Source organism: Kitasatospora sp. NPDC091335 (assembly GCF_044757205.1).
Taxonomy (GTDB): domain Bacteria; phylum Actinomycetota; class Actinomycetes; order Streptomycetales; family Streptomycetaceae; genus Kitasatospora.
This window is the reverse complement of the sequence record NZ_JBIVUM010000004.1, coordinates 333,546-349,875: the sequence shown is the minus strand read 5'-3', so window position 1 is coordinate 349,875 and position 16,330 is coordinate 333,546. Positions and strand designations below refer to the sequence as shown.

11 protein-coding genes are annotated in these 16,330 nt (G+C 72.7%); 7 read left to right on the top strand and 4 right to left on the bottom strand.

From position 1 onward, the window contains the following. Positions 1-6: 6 nt before the first annotated feature. The 3 genes from ACIQOW_RS13005 to ACIQOW_RS12995 all read right to left on the bottom strand — a co-directional run bounded on the left by ACIQOW_RS13005 (position 7) and on the right by ACIQOW_RS12995 (position 4,001). Complete coding sequence (locus ACIQOW_RS13005; protein ID WP_401083488.1) at positions 7-558, bottom strand: GtrA family protein; 552 nt, start codon at positions 556-558, stop codon at positions 7-9. A 106-nt stretch (positions 559-664) separates the two neighbouring features. Next, on the bottom strand, positions 665-3,064 hold the full coding sequence (lon, locus tag ACIQOW_RS13000) for an endopeptidase La (RefSeq protein ID WP_401083486.1): 2,400 nt from the start codon (positions 3,062-3,064) through the stop codon (positions 665-667). Positions 3,065-3,278: 214 nt separating this feature from the next. Next, positions 3,279-4,001 carry a rhomboid-like protein gene (locus ACIQOW_RS12995; RefSeq protein WP_401083484.1) on the bottom strand — a complete coding sequence of 241 codons (723 nt, stop codon included), beginning with the start codon at positions 3,999-4,001 and terminating at the stop codon, positions 3,279-3,281. Between the two features lie 616 nt (positions 4,002-4,617). On the opposite strand from ACIQOW_RS12995, the gene ACIQOW_RS12990 reads away from it, so the two are divergent. The 7 genes from ACIQOW_RS12990 to ACIQOW_RS12960 all read left to right on the top strand — a co-directional run bounded on the left by ACIQOW_RS12990 (position 4,618) and on the right by ACIQOW_RS12960 (position 15,209). Beyond that, positions 4,618-5,355, top strand: coding sequence for a response regulator transcription factor (locus ACIQOW_RS12990; protein ID WP_030057574.1), 738 nt, complete (start codon positions 4,618-4,620; stop codon positions 5,353-5,355). Positions 5,356-5,436: 81 nt separating this feature from the next. Next, positions 5,437-6,624 carry a sensor histidine kinase gene (locus tag ACIQOW_RS12985; protein WP_401083482.1) on the top strand — a complete coding sequence of 396 codons (1,188 nt, stop codon included), beginning with the start codon at positions 5,437-5,439 and terminating at the stop codon, positions 6,622-6,624. Between the two features lie 233 nt (positions 6,625-6,857). Further along, positions 6,858-10,604, top strand: a complete 3,747-nt coding sequence (locus ACIQOW_RS12980; RefSeq protein ID WP_401083480.1) for a multifunctional oxoglutarate decarboxylase/oxoglutarate dehydrogenase thiamine pyrophosphate-binding subunit/dihydrolipoyllysine-residue succinyltransferase subunit — start codon at positions 6,858-6,860, stop codon at positions 10,602-10,604. 252 nt (positions 10,605-10,856) lie between these two features. Continuing rightward, positions 10,857-12,812: a protein kinase gene (locus ACIQOW_RS12975; protein WP_401083478.1), complete on the top strand. Its 1,956-nt coding sequence runs from the start codon at positions 10,857-10,859 to the stop codon at positions 12,810-12,812. A 46-nt stretch (positions 12,813-12,858) separates the two neighbouring features. Beyond that, positions 12,859-13,038, top strand: a complete 180-nt coding sequence (locus ACIQOW_RS12970; RefSeq protein WP_188300118.1) for a DUF6104 family protein — start codon at positions 12,859-12,861, stop codon at positions 13,036-13,038. Positions 13,039-13,258: 220 nt separating this feature from the next. Next, positions 13,259-14,167, top strand: a complete 909-nt coding sequence (locus tag ACIQOW_RS12965) for a DUF4097 family beta strand repeat-containing protein (protein ID WP_401083476.1) — start codon at positions 13,259-13,261, stop codon at positions 14,165-14,167. Between the two features lies 1 nt (position 14,168). Then, a complete protein-coding gene (locus tag ACIQOW_RS12960; RefSeq protein ID WP_401083474.1) occupies positions 14,169-15,209 on the top strand; it encodes a PadR family transcriptional regulator in 1,041 nt (346 codons plus the stop codon). Between the two features lie 141 nt (positions 15,210-15,350). On the opposite strand, the gene ACIQOW_RS12955 is transcribed toward ACIQOW_RS12960, so the two are convergent. After that, on the bottom strand, positions 15,351-16,313 hold the full coding sequence (locus ACIQOW_RS12955) for a zinc-binding dehydrogenase (protein WP_401083472.1): 963 nt from the start codon (positions 16,311-16,313) through the stop codon (positions 15,351-15,353). Between the last annotated feature and the right edge of the window lie 17 nt (positions 16,314-16,330).

Here is a 16,330-nt window from a genome sequence, read left to right as displayed (position 1 = left end):
TCCCCTTCACGGCACGTCCCGTGGCAGCTCGGGTGCCGCGTGACCGGGCTCCTGGGGCACCGCCGCCGCCAGGGCGGGCCCGGCGAGCGGGACGAAGACCCACCGCCGCATCGCCCAGTAGCGGAACAGCATCGCCACGAAGGTGCCGACGACCATCCCGCTGAGGAAGTCGGCGACCTCCTGCCGGAAGGGGCTGGTGTACGGCTCGCGCAGGTCCAGCAGGTAGCGCGAGGCCACCAGCGGAAGGTCGTTGACGGCGATCGCCACCGCGCTGACCAGGACGAACATCAGCACCTCGCGCGGCCGGCCGTCGGCCCGGAAGGCCCAGCGGCGGTTCAGCACGTACGAGACGACGGTGCCGATCACGGTCGCGATGGTCAGGGCGACCACCGGTTTGCCCGCCAGCACGGTGAGCTTGAGCTCGAAGTCGATCACCGTGGTGAGCGCGAAGCAGCCGCTCCCGACCAGCAGGAACTTCACCAGCCGGCGGTGCCGCACCAGGAAGGGGCGCAGCCGGTCGGGCACCCGGGCCAGGGCGCGCTGCGTGGGGGACGGCATCTCCGCAGTCTCGCACGCGGGGATGCCGTCGGCCCTCCAGATCGCCGGTGGTGCCCTGGCCGCCCATCCGGCGCCCAGGGCACCGGTCGGACGGCCGGGGCACCGGTCAGGCGGCCACCAGCACCGCGGCCGTGGCCGGCTCCAGGGCCAGCTCCAGCACCTCCCGCACGTCCGCCACCGGGTGGACGGTGAACCGCTCCAGCACCTCGGCCGGGACGTCGTCCAGGTCGGCCTCGTTGCGCTTGGGGATGACCACCGTGGTGATCCCGGCCCGGTCCGCGGCGAGCAGCTTCTGCTTCACCCCGCCGATCGGCAGCACCCGCCCGGTCAGCGACACCTCGCCCGTCATCGCCACGTCGGTGCGCACCTTGCGGCCGGAGAGCAGCGAGGCCAGCGCCGTGGTCATGGTGATGCCGGCGCTCGGCCCGTCCTTGGGGACGGCCCCGGCCGGGACGTGCAGGTGCACGCCGCGGTCGCGCAGCGAGGTGACCGGCAGCTCCAGCTCGGCGCCGCGCGAGCGCAGGTAGGAGAGCGCGATGTGCGCGGACTCCTTCATCACGTCGCCCAGTTGCCCGGTGAGGGTCAGCCCGCTGCCGCCGGTCTCGGCGTCGGCCAGCGAGGCCTCGATGTAGAGCACGTCGCCGCCGGCGCCGGTCACCGCGAGGCCGGTGGCCACGCCCGGGACGGCGGTGCGGCGCTCGGCCGGCTCCTGGGCGGACTCCGGCACGTGGTGCGGCCGGCCGATCAGGGCGCGCAGGTCCTCCGCGCCGACCGCGGCGGGCAGTTCGCGCTCGCCCAGCTCGGCCTGGGCGGCGATCTTGCGCAGCACCCGGGCGATCGAGCGCTCCAGGTTCCGGACGCCCGCCTCGCGGGTGTACTCCCCCGCGAGCCGGCGCAGCGCCTCCTCGTCGACGCCGACCTGCCCGGCGTCGAGGCCGGCCTTCTCCAGCTGGCGCGGGAGCAGGTGGTCGCGGGCGATGACGACCTTCTCGTCCTCGGTGTAGCCGTCCAGCCGGACCAGCTCCATCCGGTCGAGCAGCGGCTCGGGGATGGCCTCCAGCACGTTGGCGGTGGCGAGGAAGACGACGTCGGAGAGGTCGAGTTCGACCTCCAGGTAGTGGTCCCTGAAGGTGTGGTTCTGTGCCGGGTCCAGCACCTCCAGCAGGGCGGCGGCCGGGTCGCCCCGGTAGTCGGAGCCGACCTTGTCGATCTCGTCCAGCAGGACGACCGGGTTCATCGAGCCGGCCTCCTTGATCGCCCGGACCAGCCGGCCCGGCAGCGCGCCGACGTAGGTGCGCCGGTGGCCGCGGATCTCCGCCTCGTCCCGGACGCCGCCGAGCGAGACCCGGACGAACTCGCGGCCCATGGCACGGGCCACCGACTCGCCGAGCGAGGTCTTGCCGACGCCGGGCGGGCCGACCAGGGCGAGCACCGCGCCTCCCCGGCGGCCGCCGACCGCCCCGAGCCCCTGGTCCGAGCGGCGCTTGCGGACGGCCAGGTACTCGACGATCCGCTCCTTCACGTCGGTCAGGCCGGCGTGGTCGGCGTCCAGCACCGCGCGGGCGCCGGCGATGTCGTAGGCGTCCTCGGTGCGCTCGTTCCAGGGCAGCTCCAGGACGGTGTCCAGCCAGGTGCGGATCCAGGAGCCCTCGGGCGACTGGTCGGAGGCGCGCTCCAGCTTGTCGACCTCCTTGAGCGCCGCCTCGCGGACGCCCGCGGGGAGGTCGGCGGCCTCGACCCGGGCGCGGTAGTCGCCCTCCTCGTCGGCCGGTTCGCCGTTCAGCTCGGCCAGTTCCTTGCGGACGGCCTCCAGCTGACGGCGGAGCAGGAACTCCTTCTGCTGCTTGGCCACGCCCTCCTCGACGTCCTTGCGGATGGTGTCGTTGACCTCCTCCTCGGCGAGGTGGTCGCGCAGCAGGGCCAGCGCGTACTCCAGGCGGGCGACCTGGTCGGCCTCCAGCAGCACCCTGAGCTTCTGCTCGGGGGTGACGAAGGGGGCGTAGCCGATGTTGTCGGCGAGCTCGCCGACGCCCTCGATCCGGTCCACCCGGTCGACCACCTGCCAGGCGCCGCGCCTGCGCAGCCACTGGGTGGACAGCGCCTTGTACTCCTTGACCAGTTCGGCGGCCCGCCCGGCCACCGGTGTCCCGGCCGAGGACTCCTCGAAGGGCGTGGTCTCCACCCAGAGGGCGGCGCCGGGGCCTGTGGTGCCGACGCCGATCCTGACCCGGCGCACGGCCCGCACCAACGCGGCGGGCTCGCCGTCGGCCAGCCGGCCGACCTGCTCCACGGTGGCCAGCGTGCCGGCCGCCGCGTACGAGCCGTCCATCCGCGGGACCAGCAGGACCTGCGGCTTGCCGGAGCCGGTGGCCGCCGCGCGGGCGGCCTCGACCGCGGCGCGCACCTCGGAGTCCTTCAGGTCCAGCGGGACGACCATGCCCGGCAGGACGACCTCGTCGTCCAGCGGCAGTACGGGCAGGGTGAGCGGTGTGGACGTCGATGCCATGATCTCTCCCCGGTCAGTGAAGTTGAGTCGACCTGACTAAGGCTTCGCGGGCGCCGGATGTTCCCGGCGTCCAGTTCGCTGTGAGCGAACACGATTCGGCACGGGAAGCACCGCTTCCGGCTCCGTCAAAAGAGCACCGAAAGCACCGACCGCGCCTTAAGGGAGCCTGAAGTGAACGCTCCGGCCCCGGGGAGGCCCCGCCCGGGCGGCGGCGTCAACGCGCCGGCCGCACCCGCGCGGAAGCACCGCCGGCCGCGGGGGCGGCCGCCGTCACGGCGGCCGGACGCGGCCGGGGCGGACGCCGCTCGATCCGGCGCAGCCAGCGCCACAGCGCGACCCCGGTGAGCACCGCGGCCGGGTGCCCCACTCCGGTGATCACGTCCTTGTCGGTGGCGATCTGCTCGGCGATCATCAGCCCGGCGCCGCCCAGCGCGAGCAGCCGCCCGCGCCAGGAGAGCAGCCCGGCCAGCGCGCCCAGGCAGGCGAGCACGCCGTAGCTGACCCCGATGTCCAGGTAGTCCATCGCCTCGGGCGCCATCCGCCCGGTCTCCACCGCGGTGATCACCACCCCCTGGGAGAGCAGCGTCGCCGCGACGTGCCCGGCGGCGAACACCGCCGCCGCCCGGGCCGGCCCGACCCTGCGTTCCAGCGGCGCGAGGGTGACGGCGAATCCCCACAGGTACGGCATCCACACCTCGCCGGCCACCCAGAATCCGCTCAGCACGAGCGCACGCAAAGGATGCTGGAGGAGGTTGTGCCCGTCCGAACTGGAGGCCTCCTGCAACCGCTGCACGAGTTCCGGATCGGCGAGCCTGGCGAAGGTCGTGGTGGCTCCCACGACGGCGAGATATCCGAGCGTGAAGGGCGTCCGCCGGGGTGTCGGCATCCGTTCCAGCAGCCACTCCACGACACCGGCGCGCAGGCCGAGACGGAGCATTCCGTACGGCGCTCCCATGGTCCCGAACCCGTCGGCACCCCGCCCCGGACCAGCCATGCCGCCTCCGCTCCACGCCGCAGCCACCGACTCCCGCCAGGTGTCCAACGTACCGGCCCGCACTGCGGATTCCGCCCGGTCGGGTGTCGTCGCGGTCACCGTACGTCGAGGTTCTGAGAGGCACCTGGGAAAAGCCCGTGAAGACCGCCGCCGCGGCGGGCCGCCGGATTCCCGGCATTGGTCCAGACCTTCTCTCCATTAACGCGACAGCAGGGCCTCTGACCGGCGACTTGGCGTCAACTGGAGTGCATACGTACCGTTACGCGGTGAAAATTCGCCGGGTAAGGTATCGGCCCGTGCCCACTCGTGCAGTGGGTCCGAGGGCGGCCCGACAGCCGGCCCACGGGCCGGAAACGTCCGGTCCACCTGCCGGGAAGCATCCACTGTCCGTACGCTGCGAAGTGCGCGGGAGACATGGGCGGCCGACCATCCGTCCTCGGCTCCCGATCGCGCGGCGGGACGGCGGACCCGGCACAGTCCACGACGGAACAAGACTACGAGCGGAGCCCGCCATCCCCACAGATGGCCGGCCCGCAGCCCTGGGGGCGGTGGCGTGACCGTGACAGAGATTCAGCAGGACAACCACAACACCGGTGGCACTGTGAGCAGCCAGCGCAGAGTCCTGGTGGTGGAGGACGAGCCCACGATCGCCGAGTCGATCGCCGCCCGGCTGGGCGCCGAGGGATTCAAGGTCGCCGTGGCCCACGACGGCCCCGGCGCGGTCGACGGCTTCCACACCTGGCAGCCGGACCTGGTGGTCCTCGACATCATGCTGCCCGGCTTCGACGGCCTCGAAGTGTGCCGCCGGATCCAGGCCCAGCGCCCGGTGCCGGTGCTGATGCTGACCGCCCGCGACGACGAGACGGACCTGCTGGTCGGCCTCGGCGTCGGCGCGGACGACTACATGACCAAGCCGTTCTCGATGCGCGAACTGGCCGCCCGCGTCAACGTCCTGCTGCGCCGCGTCGAGCGCGCCCAGCAGGCCGCCCGCACACCGGCCCTGGGCAGCCTGCGCTTCGGCGAGCTGGAGATCGACCACGTGCAGCGCCGGGTCCGGCTGGCCTCGGGCGACGTCCACCTGACGCCGACCGAGTTCGACCTGCTCGCCTGCCTGGCCGCCCAGCCGCGCGCGGTGCTCACCCGTGAGCAGCTGCTGGCCGAGGTCTGGGACTGGACCGACGCCTCCGGCACCCGCACCGTGGACAGCCACGTCAAGGCACTGCGCCGGAAGATCGGCGCCAGCTGGATCCGCACCGTCCACGGCGTCGGCTACGCGCTGGAGGCTCCGCTCTCCTGACGGCGCCGCACGGACGACGGGCCGCCGGGGGGCCCGTGTCCGGGACGACGCCGCGCCACCACGCGGGGACTACAGGGACCAATGACCTTTCCACAGCAACGCAACGGGGAATCCGACGGCGCGCGGCCGCAGAACCTGGCCGCCCGCGCCGCCCACCGGGTCTGGGCCGACGTCCGGCCGCTCGACCCGGTCCGCTCGATCAAGGGCAAGCTCGCCCTGCTCGTGATCGTCTCCGTGTTCCTGGCCACCGGGATGGTGGTCGTGGCGATCCGGTCCGAGACCCAGATCCGGATCATCATGGTCTTCTCCATGATCGCCTCGCTGCTCTTCATGCAGTTCCTCGCGCACGGACTGGCCTCCCCGCTGCGCGAGATGACGGCCGCCGCCCGCGCGATGGCCTCCGGCGACTACAGCCGCCGGGTCGAGGTGAACTCCCGCGACGAGATCGGCGAACTGGCCGCCGCCTTCAACGCGATGGCCGCCGACCTCCAGGCCGCCGACCGGCACCGCCGCGAGCTGGTCGCCAACGTCTCGCACGAGCTGCGCACGCCGATCGCCGCGCTGCGCGCCGTCCTGGAGAACGTGGTGGACGGGGTCGTCCAGCCCAATCCGGCGACCCTGGGGGCGGCGCTGGAGCAGACCGAGCGGCTCGGCCGCCTGGTCACCCACCTGCTCGACCTCTCCAAGATCGACGACGGCGTGGTCGCCCTGGACGCCCGCACCTTCGAGGTGCGCGAGTTCCTGGACGGCGTGCTGCGCGGGGTGACCGTGGACGGCGCGACGGCCGGCGGTGCCTTCTCCCGGCGCGGGGACGTCCGGCTGGCCCTGGAGGTCAGCCCGACCGGCCTGACCGGCGTGGCGGACCCGGAGCGGCTCCACCAGGTGGTCGCCAACCTGGTCGACAACGCCTGCAAGCACTCCCCGCCTGGCGGCACCGTGACGGTACGGGCGAGGCCCGATGACGGGGAGGGCGGCCTGCTGCTGGAGGTCGAGGACGAGGGCCCCGGCATCCCGCCGGCCGACCGCACCCGGGTCTTCGAGCGGTTCAGCCGCAGCGGCACGGCGACCGCCGCGGGACCGGGTGCGGACGGCGGCACCGGGCTGGGCCTCGCCATCGCCCGCTGGGCCGTGGACCTGCACGGCGGGCGGATCGCGGTGGCCGAGTCCCCGCGCGGCTGCCGGATCGAGGTCAGACTGCCCGGGCGGCGCCAGGGCGACGGCCGGGACATTTGTCACAGATCCGACACAGAGGCCTACGAAGATCACTAGAAATTCAGGCCGGTTTTTTGTCCGGTTTGGTCCAGGTATAGGCTCTGTTCAGGGCTGATCGGTTCCCCGCAGATACGGCTTTCTAACGCACTTTTTCAGCCAAAGTGCAGGTCAGCACTGTGATCTGGGCGACGCCTGGGCCCCGGGGACTGCGCGATCACTGGTCAGGGGCGTAGCCTTAATCCCCGCTGTCCAAACATCCCAAAAGGAAGCGGAAGAGGGCGGTTGCCGCCGTGTCGCCACAGTCCCCTGAAACCCCCAACAGCTCGGCAAGCTCCACTGGCTTCGGCCCCAATGAGTGGCTCGTCGACGAGATCTACCAGCAGTACCTCCAGGACCCGAACTCGGTCGACCGAGCCTGGTGGGACTTTTTCGCCGACTACAAGCCCGGTACCGAGGTGACCCCAGTGACCCAGGCCGCGACCCAGGCCGGCCCCACGCCGACCCCTGCCGCTGCCCCCGCGCCCGCCGCTGCTGCTCCGGCCGCGCCCGCCGCCCCGGCGGCTCCGGCCGCCCAGGCCCCGGCCGCCGCTCCGGCTCCGCTCGCCGCCGCGCCCGCCGCGCCCCCGGCCCCGAAGGCCGCCGCCCCGGCGCCGGCCGCGCCCGCCGCGGCTGCCGGCCCCGAGCTGGTCCAGCTGCGCGGCCCGGCGAAGGCCGTCGCCACCAACATGGACGCCTCGCTGGAGGTGCCGACCGCGACCTCGGTCCGCGCCGTGCCGGCGAAGCTGTTGATCGACAACCGCATCGTCATCAACAACCACCTCCAGCGCGCCCGCGGCGGCAAGGTCTCCTTCACCCACCTGATCGGCTACGCCCTGGTCCAGGCCATCAAGGCCGCCCCGGGCATGAACTACAGCTACAAGGTGGAGGACGGCAAGGCCTTCCTGGTCAAGCCGGAGCACGTCAACCTCGGCCTGGCCATCGACCTGGTCAAGCCGAACGGCGACCGCCAGCTGGTCGTCGCGGCCATCAAGAAGGCCGAGACGCTCGACTTCTTCGGCTTCTGGCAGGCCTACGAGGACATCGTCCGCCGGGCCCGCGCCAACAAGCTGACCATGGACGACTTCACCGGCGTCACGGTCTCGCTGACCAACCCCGGCGGCATCGGCACCGTGCACTCCGTGCCGCGCCTGATGCAGAACCAGGGCACCATCGTCGGCGTCGGCGCCATGGAGTACCCGGCCGAGTTCCAGGGCTCCGCCCCGGAGACCCTGTCCCGCCTGGGCGTCTCCAAGATCATGACGCTGACCTCGACCTACGACCACCGCGTCATCCAGGGCGCGGCGTCCGGCGAGTTCCTGCGCGAGATCCACCGTCTGCTGCTCGGCGAGAACGGCTTCTACGACGAGATCTTCGAGTCGCTGCGGATCCCGTACGAGCCGGTCCGCTGGGCCACCGACGTCGCCACCACCCACGACGACGAGGTCAACAAGACCGCGCGCGTCATGGAGCTGATCCACTCCTACCGGGTCCGCGGTCACCTGATGGCCGACACCGACCCGCTGGAGTACAAGCAGCGCAAGCACCCCGACCTCGACGTCACCACCCACGGCCTCACCCTGTGGGACCTGGAGCGCGAGTTCGCGGTCGGCGGCTTCGGCGGCCAGAAGATGATGAAGCTCCGCGACATCCTCGGCCTGCTGCGCAACACCTACTGCCGCACCGTCGGCATCGAGTACATGCACATCCAGGACCCGAAGCAGCGCAAGTGGCTGCAGGAGCGCCTGGAGAAGCCGTACTCGAAGCCCGAGCGCGAGGAGCAGCTGCGGATCCTGCGCCGGCTGAACTCGGCCGAGGCCTTCGAGACGTTCCTGCAGACCAAGTACGTCGGGCAGAAGCGCTTCTCGCTGGAGGGCGGTGAGTCGCTGATCGCGCTGCTGGACGCGACCATCGACGCCGCCGCCGAGCACCGCATCGACGAGGCCGTCATCGGCATGGCCCACCGCGGCCGGCTGAACGTGCTGGCCAACATCGTCGGCAAGCCGTACGGCAAGATCTTCGGCGAGTTCGAGGGCAACCTCGACCCGAAGTCGATGCACGGCTCCGGCGACGTCAAGTACCACCTGGGCGCCGAGGGCACCTTCACCGGCCTGGACGGCGAGACCATCAAGGTCTCGCTCGCCGCGAACCCCTCCCACCTGGAGGCCGTGGACCCGGTCGTCGAGGGCATCGCCCGCGCCAAGCAGGACATCCTGGACCAGGGCGGCACCACCTTCCCGGTGCTGCCGATCCAGATCCACGGCGACGCGGCCTTCGCCGGCCAGGGCGTCGTCGCGGAGACCCTGAACATGTCGCAGCTGCGCGGCTACCGCACCGGCGGCACCGTGCACGTCGTGGTGAACAACCAGGTCGGCTTCACCGCCGCCCCGGCGTCCTCGCGCTCCTCGATGTACTGCACCGACGTGGCCCGCATGATCGAGGCCCCGATCTTCCACGTGAACGGCGACGACCCGGAGGCCGTGGTCCGCATCGCGCGGCTCGCCTTCGAGTTCCGCCAGGAGTTCCACAAGGACGTGGTGATCGACCTCATCTGCTACCGCCGCCGCGGTCACAACGAGGCCGACAACCCGTCGTTCACCCAGCCGCTGATGTACGACCTGATCGACAAGAAGCGCTCGGTGCGCAAGCTGTACACCGAGGGCCTGATCGGTCGCGGCGACATCACCATGGAAGAGGCGGAGCAGGCGCTCCAGGACTTCCAGGGCCAGCTGGAGAAGGTCTTCGCCGAGGTCCGCGACGCGGCCCAGGCGCCGGCCGACGCCACCGCCGGCAAGCCGGTCGCCGACTTCCCGGTCTCCATCAGGACCGGCATCTCCCAGGAGATGGTCAAGCGGATCGCCGCCTCCCAGGTCAACCACCCGGACTGGCTGACCGTCCACCCGCGTCTGCTGCCGCAGCTGCAGCGCCGCGCCGGCTCGGTCGAGGACAACACCATCGACTGGGCGATGGGCGAGACCCTCGCCATCGGCTCGCTGCTCATGGAGGGCCACCCGGTCCGCCTGGCCGGCCAGGACAGCCGCCGAGGCACCTTCGGCCAGCGGCACGCCGTCCTGATCGACCGCAAGACCGGCGAGGACTACACCCCGCTCCAGTACCTCACCGAGGACCAGGCCCGCTACACCGTCTACGACAGCCTGCTGTCGGAGTACGCGGCCATGGGCTTCGAGTACGGCTACTCGCTGACCCGCCCGAACGCGCTGGTCATGTGGGAGGCGCAGTTCGGCGACTTCGTCAACGGCTCGCAGACCATGGTGGACGAGTACATCGCGTCCTCCGAGCAGAAGTGGGGCCAGCACTCCGGCATCACCCTGCTGCTGCCGCACGGCTACGAGGGCCAGGGCCCGGACCACTCGTCCGCCCGCCCGGAGCGCTTCCTCCAGCTGTGCGCGCAGAACAACATGACGGTCGCCATGCCGACCCTGCCGTCGAACTACTTCCACCTGCTGCGCTGGCAGGCGCACAATCCGCACCACAAGCCGCTGGTCGTCTTCACCCCGAAGTCGATGCTGCGTCTGAAGGCCGCGGCGAGTGCGACCGAGGAGTTCCTGTCCGGCTCGTTCCGCCCGGTCATCGGCGACTCCACCGTCGACCCGGCGCAGGTGCGCAAGGTGGTCATCACCGCCGGCAAGTTCTACTACGACCTGGAGGCGGCCCGCACCGAGCGCGGCGTCACCGACACCGCGATCGTCCGGGTCGAGCGGCTCTACCCGCTGCCGGTGGCCGAGCTCCAGGAGGAGCTGGCCCGCTACGGCGACGACGTCCAGTTCGTCTGGGCCCAGGAGGAGCCGGCCAACCAGGGCGCCTGGCCGTTCATCGCGATGAACCTGGTCGACCACCTCCAGGTCGTCATCGGCCGCAGCGGCGGCGACTCCCGGCTGCGCCGCGTCGCCCGCACGGCGGCCTCGTCCCCGGCGGTCGGCTCGGCCAAGCGGCACATCGCCGAGCAGCAGGCACTGGTCGAGGAGGTCTTCGCGCTCTGACGCGCCGAGACCCCCACGGTCCGAACGCCCGCGGCCCCGCACTCCCCACCGGGAGTGCGGGGCCGCGGGCGTTCGCGGTCCACCGCGCCGCCGGGCCCAGGTCCCAGCTCTGCAACCAAAACCGCACCGCGGTGCACGGGCTCCTGACGGATCGATAGGTTATGCCTCGCCGCTCGGCGACCCCCGGTGCCCGTCATCGCACCGGGCCGCCGCGGCCGTACCGCCTCACCGCTCTCCCAGGGGGATCACCACATGACCGCCGACACGCCTCGGGACGCCGGCAAGCTCCCGCCGGTCTTCCAGCCGCTCCTTCCGGACGACCCCAGGGAGGTCGGCGGCTACCGGCTGTTCGCCCGGCTGGGCGCCGGCGGCATGGGCCGGGTCTACCTGTCCTACACCCCGGGCGGGCGCCCGGTCGCGCTCAAGGTGGTGCGCCCCGAGTTCGCCGAGGACGGCGAGTTCCGCCGCCGCTTCGCCCAGGAGGTCAGCAACGCCCAGCGCATCCACGGGCTCTACACCGCGCAGGTGATCGACTCCGGCGGCCTGGACGGCGACGCCCCCTGGCTGGTCACCGCGTACGTCCCCGGCCCGTCCCTCCAGCAGGTGGTGCGCGAGAACGGCGCGCTGCCGGTGCGCACCGTGCTGCTGCTGATGGGCGGCATCGCCGAGGCCCTCCAGGCGATCCACAGCGTCGAGGTGGTCCACCGCGACCTCAAGCCCGCCAACGTGCTGGTCGCCGGGGACGGCCCGCGGGTGATCGACTTCGGCATCGCCAGGGCCGCCGACGCCACCGCGCTGACCGGCACCGGCTACCGGATCGGCTCCCCCGCCTTCATGTCCCCCGAGCAGGCCCAGGGCCGCGCGATCACCCCGGCCACCGACGTCTTCGCGCTCGGCGCCCTGGCCGCGTACGTGGCCGGCGCCACCGCGCCGTTCGGCGACGGCCCGGACACCGCGGTGCTCTACCGGGTGGTGCACGAGGAGGCGGACCTCACGGCCGTCCCCGCGGACCTGCGCGAACTGATCCAGCGCTGCCTGGCGAAGTCCCCCGAGGACCGCCCCACGCCCGCCGAGATCATCCGGATCGCCCGCAGCCACCCGGAGGTCGGCGGCCAGCTGCGGTTCGGCGAGGACTGGCTGCCCCGCGAGGTCAACACCGAGATCACCCGTCGCTCGGACCTGCCCAGGACGCCGCCGACCCCGCTGCCGGCCGCGCCCTCGACCCCGCCCACCCCGCTGCCCGCGATGCCGGCCGCTCCCCCGCCGCCGGCCACCGCGCCGACCCACCCGGCGACCGCGGTGCACCCGCCGCGGCAGCCGGTGACGCCCCCGCCCGGCTTCGGGCCGCCGCCGATCGGCTCGTACGCCGCGCCGCAGCCGCCCACCGGCGCCCCGGCCGCGCCGGTGCCGCCCACCCGGCCGACCGTCCGGCTCCAGCCGGAGCCGCCGTCCTACGACACCCCGCCGCCCGGCCCGGTGGTGAGCTCCGACCCGGCGCCCGCACCGGAGCCCGCACGCAGGGGCGGGGTGTCCTGGAAGGTGTTGCTCACCGTCGCGCTGGTGATGGCGGTCGGCGGCACCGCGGGCGGCGTGGTGCTGATGAAGAAGCTGGGCAAGGCGGACGACAAGCCGGCCGCCGCGGCCACCGTGTCCCGGAGCCAGGAGCCGACGAAGCCGAGCGCCTCCCCGAGCGCCTCCCCCTCCGCCACCCCCTCCGCCGCCCCGGTGACGGCCGCGCCCTCGAAGTCCGGGCAGAGCACCGTCTCGGCCCCGGCCCGCCCGGCCGGCTACTCCGCGATGCTGGACAAGAAGTCGCTGGCGATCCCCAGCGCCGAGTACTCCTCCGACGCGTACCGGATCGACCTGGACTCCGGCACCGTGGTGCCCCGCTCCACCGACCTCAAGTGGGGCCTCGGGGTGATCAACGCCGGCGGCACCGGCGGCAGCCGGGCCAACTCCTTCACCAGCTACGGCGACGACAAGTCGGACTTCGCGGTGATCACCGAACCGGCCGTCACCGCCGAGGAGTGCGCCGCCGCGATCGACTCCAGGCCGGACACCGACCTCTCGTTCAACCGGGCCGCGCCGGGCCGCCTGCTGTGCGTCCGCGACCGGGTCACCCGCAACGTCGCCATCGCGGCGATCGAGCAGGCCGACCCGGTCTCCGGGGCCGCCAAGGTCACCGTCAGCACCTGGCGGGCAAGCTGACCGGACTATCCTGACCAGGTCAATCCCCACCGGACCGGAGCGAACCGTGTACTTCACCGACCGTGGCATCGAGGAGCTGGAGAACCGGCGCGGCGAGGAGGAGGTCACCTTCGGGTGGCTGGCCGAGCAGCTGCGCACGTTCGTCGACCTCAACCCGGACTTCGAGGTCCCGGTCGAGCGGCTGGCCACCTGGCTCGCGCGGCTCGACGACGAGGACGACGAGTGACCGGGTGACGCCCGCCGAGGGCCCGGGAGGCAACCGCCTCCCGGGCCCCGCGCATGTTCGGGCGCCGTTCCGAACGCCCCCCGTAGGGGAGACCTCGGGGACGGATCGGGGTCGGATCGGGGTCGGGACGGGGGTGAACACGCTTGACTCTGCCAGCACGCGATATATCGTCTTTAAAAGAGAACGCGATACATCGCGATCGACGAGGGAGGCGGCAGAGATGAGCCAGTGGACGGTCGACGGCCCCGAGAGGATCACCTTCGACGAGACGGTGCGCGCGCTGCACGTGCGGACCATCGAGGGCACCGTGAACGTGGTGGCGGCCGAGGGCCCGGCCCGCCTGGAGATCACCGAACTCGTCGGCGACCCGCTGCACGTGACCCTGGTGGACGGCGTCCTGACGGTCACCTACAAGGACATCAACAGCTGGGGCGAGTTCGGCGACTGGCTCAAGTCGGTCGGCTCGGTGAAGAGCTTCTTCGGCTCCCTCAAGCGCAAGCGGATCGCCGGCGTGACGGTGACCGTCCCGGCCGAGGTCGAGGTCAAGGTCGGCACCGTGTCGGCCCACGCCACCGTCAGCGGCGTCGACGGGCACGTCTCGGTGCAGAGCGCCAACGGCGACACCACCCTCGCCGGGGTCACCGGCCGGATCGACGCCAGCACCGTCACCGGCGACGTGGACGCCCAGGCCGTCGGCGGCCGGCTCAAGGTCAACACCGTCTCCGGCCGGCTCACCGTGATCGCCGGCACCGCCGACCGGGTCCAGGCCAACACCGTCACCGGCGCCGTCACCCTGGACCTCGACGTGGCCGGCGAGACCGAGGTCAAGGTCAACACGGTCAGCGGCGCGGTCGTGGTCCGCATCCCCTCGCTGGCCGACGCCACCGTCGAGGCCGGCTCCACCAGCGGCGACGTCTCCAGCACCTTCGAGGAGCTCCAGATGAGCAGCACCTGGGGCGCCAAGAAGATCTCCGGCCGGCTCGGCGAGGGCCGCGGCAGCCTCCACGTCACCACCGTCTCCGGCGCGGTCACCGTGCTGCGCCGCCCCGAGTCCGAGGACGAGGGCCCGGTGGTGGTCAAGGAGCTGCCGGCCGGTCCCGGCACGCCGAACCTCACGAAGGAGGCCTGAGATGACTCCCGTGTTCGGCCACGGCCGGCTGCGACTCTACCTGCTGAAGCTGCTGGACGAGGCGCCGCGGCACGGCTACGAGGTGATCCGGCTGCTGGAGGAGCGGTTCCAGGGCCTGTACGCCCCCTCCGCCGGGACGGTCTACCCGCGACTGGCCAAGCTCGAACAGGAGGGCCTGGTCAGCCACAGCACCGAGGGCGGCCGCAAGGTGTACCGGCTGACCGACGCCGGCCGCACCGAACTCGAAGCCAGACAGGGCGAGTTGGACGACCTTGAGCTGGAGATCCACGACTCCGTGGCACAGCTCGCCGGGGCGATCCGCGAGGACGTCAGGGACAGCGCCAAGGACCTGCGCGAGGAGCTGTGGAACGCCGCCAAGCAGGCGCCCCGGCCGGAGCGCGCCGAAGGCGGCGACCCGTGGGCCGGGCCCTGGGGCGACAACGAGTCCTGGCAGCGCGCCAAGGAGGAGTTCGCCCAGTTCAAGCAGCAGGCCAAGGAACAGGCCAAGCGCGCGCGGGAGCAGGAGAAGGCCGCCAAGGCCAAGGCGAAGGCCGCCGAGGCGGAGGCCCGCCGGCTGCGCGAGCAGGCCAAGGCCTCGCGCAACGCCGCGCAGCAGGAGGCGCTGCGGATCAAGCGCCGGGTCGAGCAGCAGGTGCGTGAGCACGCCGCGAAGGGCGACTGGCCGACCGGGCTGGCCGAAGGCCTGTCCGAGCTGACCAAGGGCCTGGCCGGGCTGGCCGACGCGGCCCGCTGGGGCCAGGGCGCGGAGGGGCCGGCCGCACCGGCCGGAGCCGCCGAGCAGGTCACCGTGACCAGGATCGACCTGGACGAGGACGGCCCCGGCGCCCCGGCCGACCTTCCGGCGTGGGCCCGCACCGACCCGGCCGGGGACCCGGCCCGCGAGCTGGAGCGGCTGCTCGACCGCTTCCGCGACCAGGTCCGCGACACGGCCAGGGACGGTGGAGTGAGCGCGGACAAGCTGGCCGAGGCCCAGACGGTGCTGGGCACCGCGGGCGAGCGGCTGAAGCGGCTGCTCGGCTGAGCCGGCCGCGGGAACCGGACGGCGCCGGTGGCCCGGTGCTCCCCGACGGGGACACCGGGCCGCCGCGCGTCACGACGCCGCAGGCTCAGGGCCTCAGGGCCTCAGGGCCTCAGGGCCTCAGGGCCTCAGGGCCTCAGGGCCTCAGGGCCTCAGGACGATCTTCCCGAAGACGTCCCCCTCGGCGAGCCGGGCGAAGCCGTCCCCGGCCTCGGCCAGCGGCAGCACCGAGTCGATCACCGGCCGGACGCCGGTGTTGGCGCAGAACGAGAGCAGCCCGGCCAGCTCCTCCTTGGTGCCCATGGTCGAGCCGACCACCCTGAGCTCCAGGAAGAAGATCCGGTTCAGCTCGACCGCGCTCGGGTTGGGCCCCGAGGTGGCCCCGGAGATGACGATGGTGCCGCCCGGGCGCAGCGACTTCACCGAGTGCGACCAGGTCGCGGCGCCGACCGTCTCCAGGACCGCGTCCACCCGCTCGGGCAGCCGGGCGCCGCTCTCGAAGGCCGCGTCGGCGCCGAGTTCCACCGCCCTGGCGCGCTTGGCCTCGTTCCGTCCGGTGACCCAGACCCGCAGGCCGGCCGCCTTGCCGAGGACGATCAGCGCGGTCGCCACCCCGCCGCCCGCCCCCTGCACCAGGACGGTGTCACCGGGCTTGACCCCGGCGTTGGTGAACAGCATCCGGTAGGCCGTCAGCCAGGCGGTGGGCAGGCAGGCGGCCTGCTCGAAGCTCAGCCCGGCGGGCTTGGGCAGCAGGTTCCAGGTGGGCACCGCGACCCGCTGGGCGAAGGTGCCCTGGTAGCGCTCGGTCAGGATGGAGCGCGGCTCGTCCGGGCCGACCCCGTGGCCGCTCTGGCCGATCACCGAGTGCAGGACCACCTCGTTGCCGTGCTCGTCGACGCCGGCGGCGTCGCAGCCGAGGATCATCGGCAGCCTCTCGGCGGGCAGGCCGACCCCGCGCAGCGACCACAGGTCGTGGTGGTTGAGGCTGGCGGCCCTGACCGTGACCACGCTCCAGCCCGGACGGGCCTGCGGCTCGGGGAGGTCGCCCAGCTCCAGCCCGCTCAGCGGGTCGGCGGCGTCGGTACGTGCGGCGTAGGCAGCGAACATGCCCCGGACGATAGCCC

What these genes read in the sequence shown, in the direction of transcription:
- ACIQOW_RS13005 (WP_401083488.1), bottom strand. Translation starts at nt 558, where the DNA reads ATGCCGTCCCCCACGCAGCGCGCCCTGGCCCGGGTGCCCGACCGGCTG.
- lon (WP_401083486.1), bottom strand. Translation starts at nt 3,064, where the DNA reads ATGGCATCGACGTCCACACCGCTCACCCTGCCCGTACTGCCGCTGGAC.
- ACIQOW_RS12955 (WP_401083472.1), bottom strand. Translation starts at nt 16,313, where the DNA reads ATGTTCGCTGCCTACGCCGCACGTACCGACGCCGCCGACCCGCTGAGC.
- ACIQOW_RS12995 (WP_401083484.1), bottom strand. Translation starts at nt 4,001, where the DNA reads ATGCTCCGTCTCGGCCTGCGCGCCGGTGTCGTGGAGTGGCTGCTGGAA.
- ACIQOW_RS12985 (WP_401083482.1), top strand. Translation starts at nt 5,437, where the DNA reads ATGACCTTTCCACAGCAACGCAACGGGGAATCCGACGGCGCGCGGCCG.
- ACIQOW_RS12965 (WP_401083476.1), top strand. Translation starts at nt 13,259, where the DNA reads ATGAGCCAGTGGACGGTCGACGGCCCCGAGAGGATCACCTTCGACGAG.
- ACIQOW_RS12975 (WP_401083478.1), top strand. Translation starts at nt 10,857, where the DNA reads ATGACCGCCGACACGCCTCGGGACGCCGGCAAGCTCCCGCCGGTCTTC.
- ACIQOW_RS12960 (WP_401083474.1), top strand. Translation starts at nt 14,169, where the DNA reads ATGACTCCCGTGTTCGGCCACGGCCGGCTGCGACTCTACCTGCTGAAG.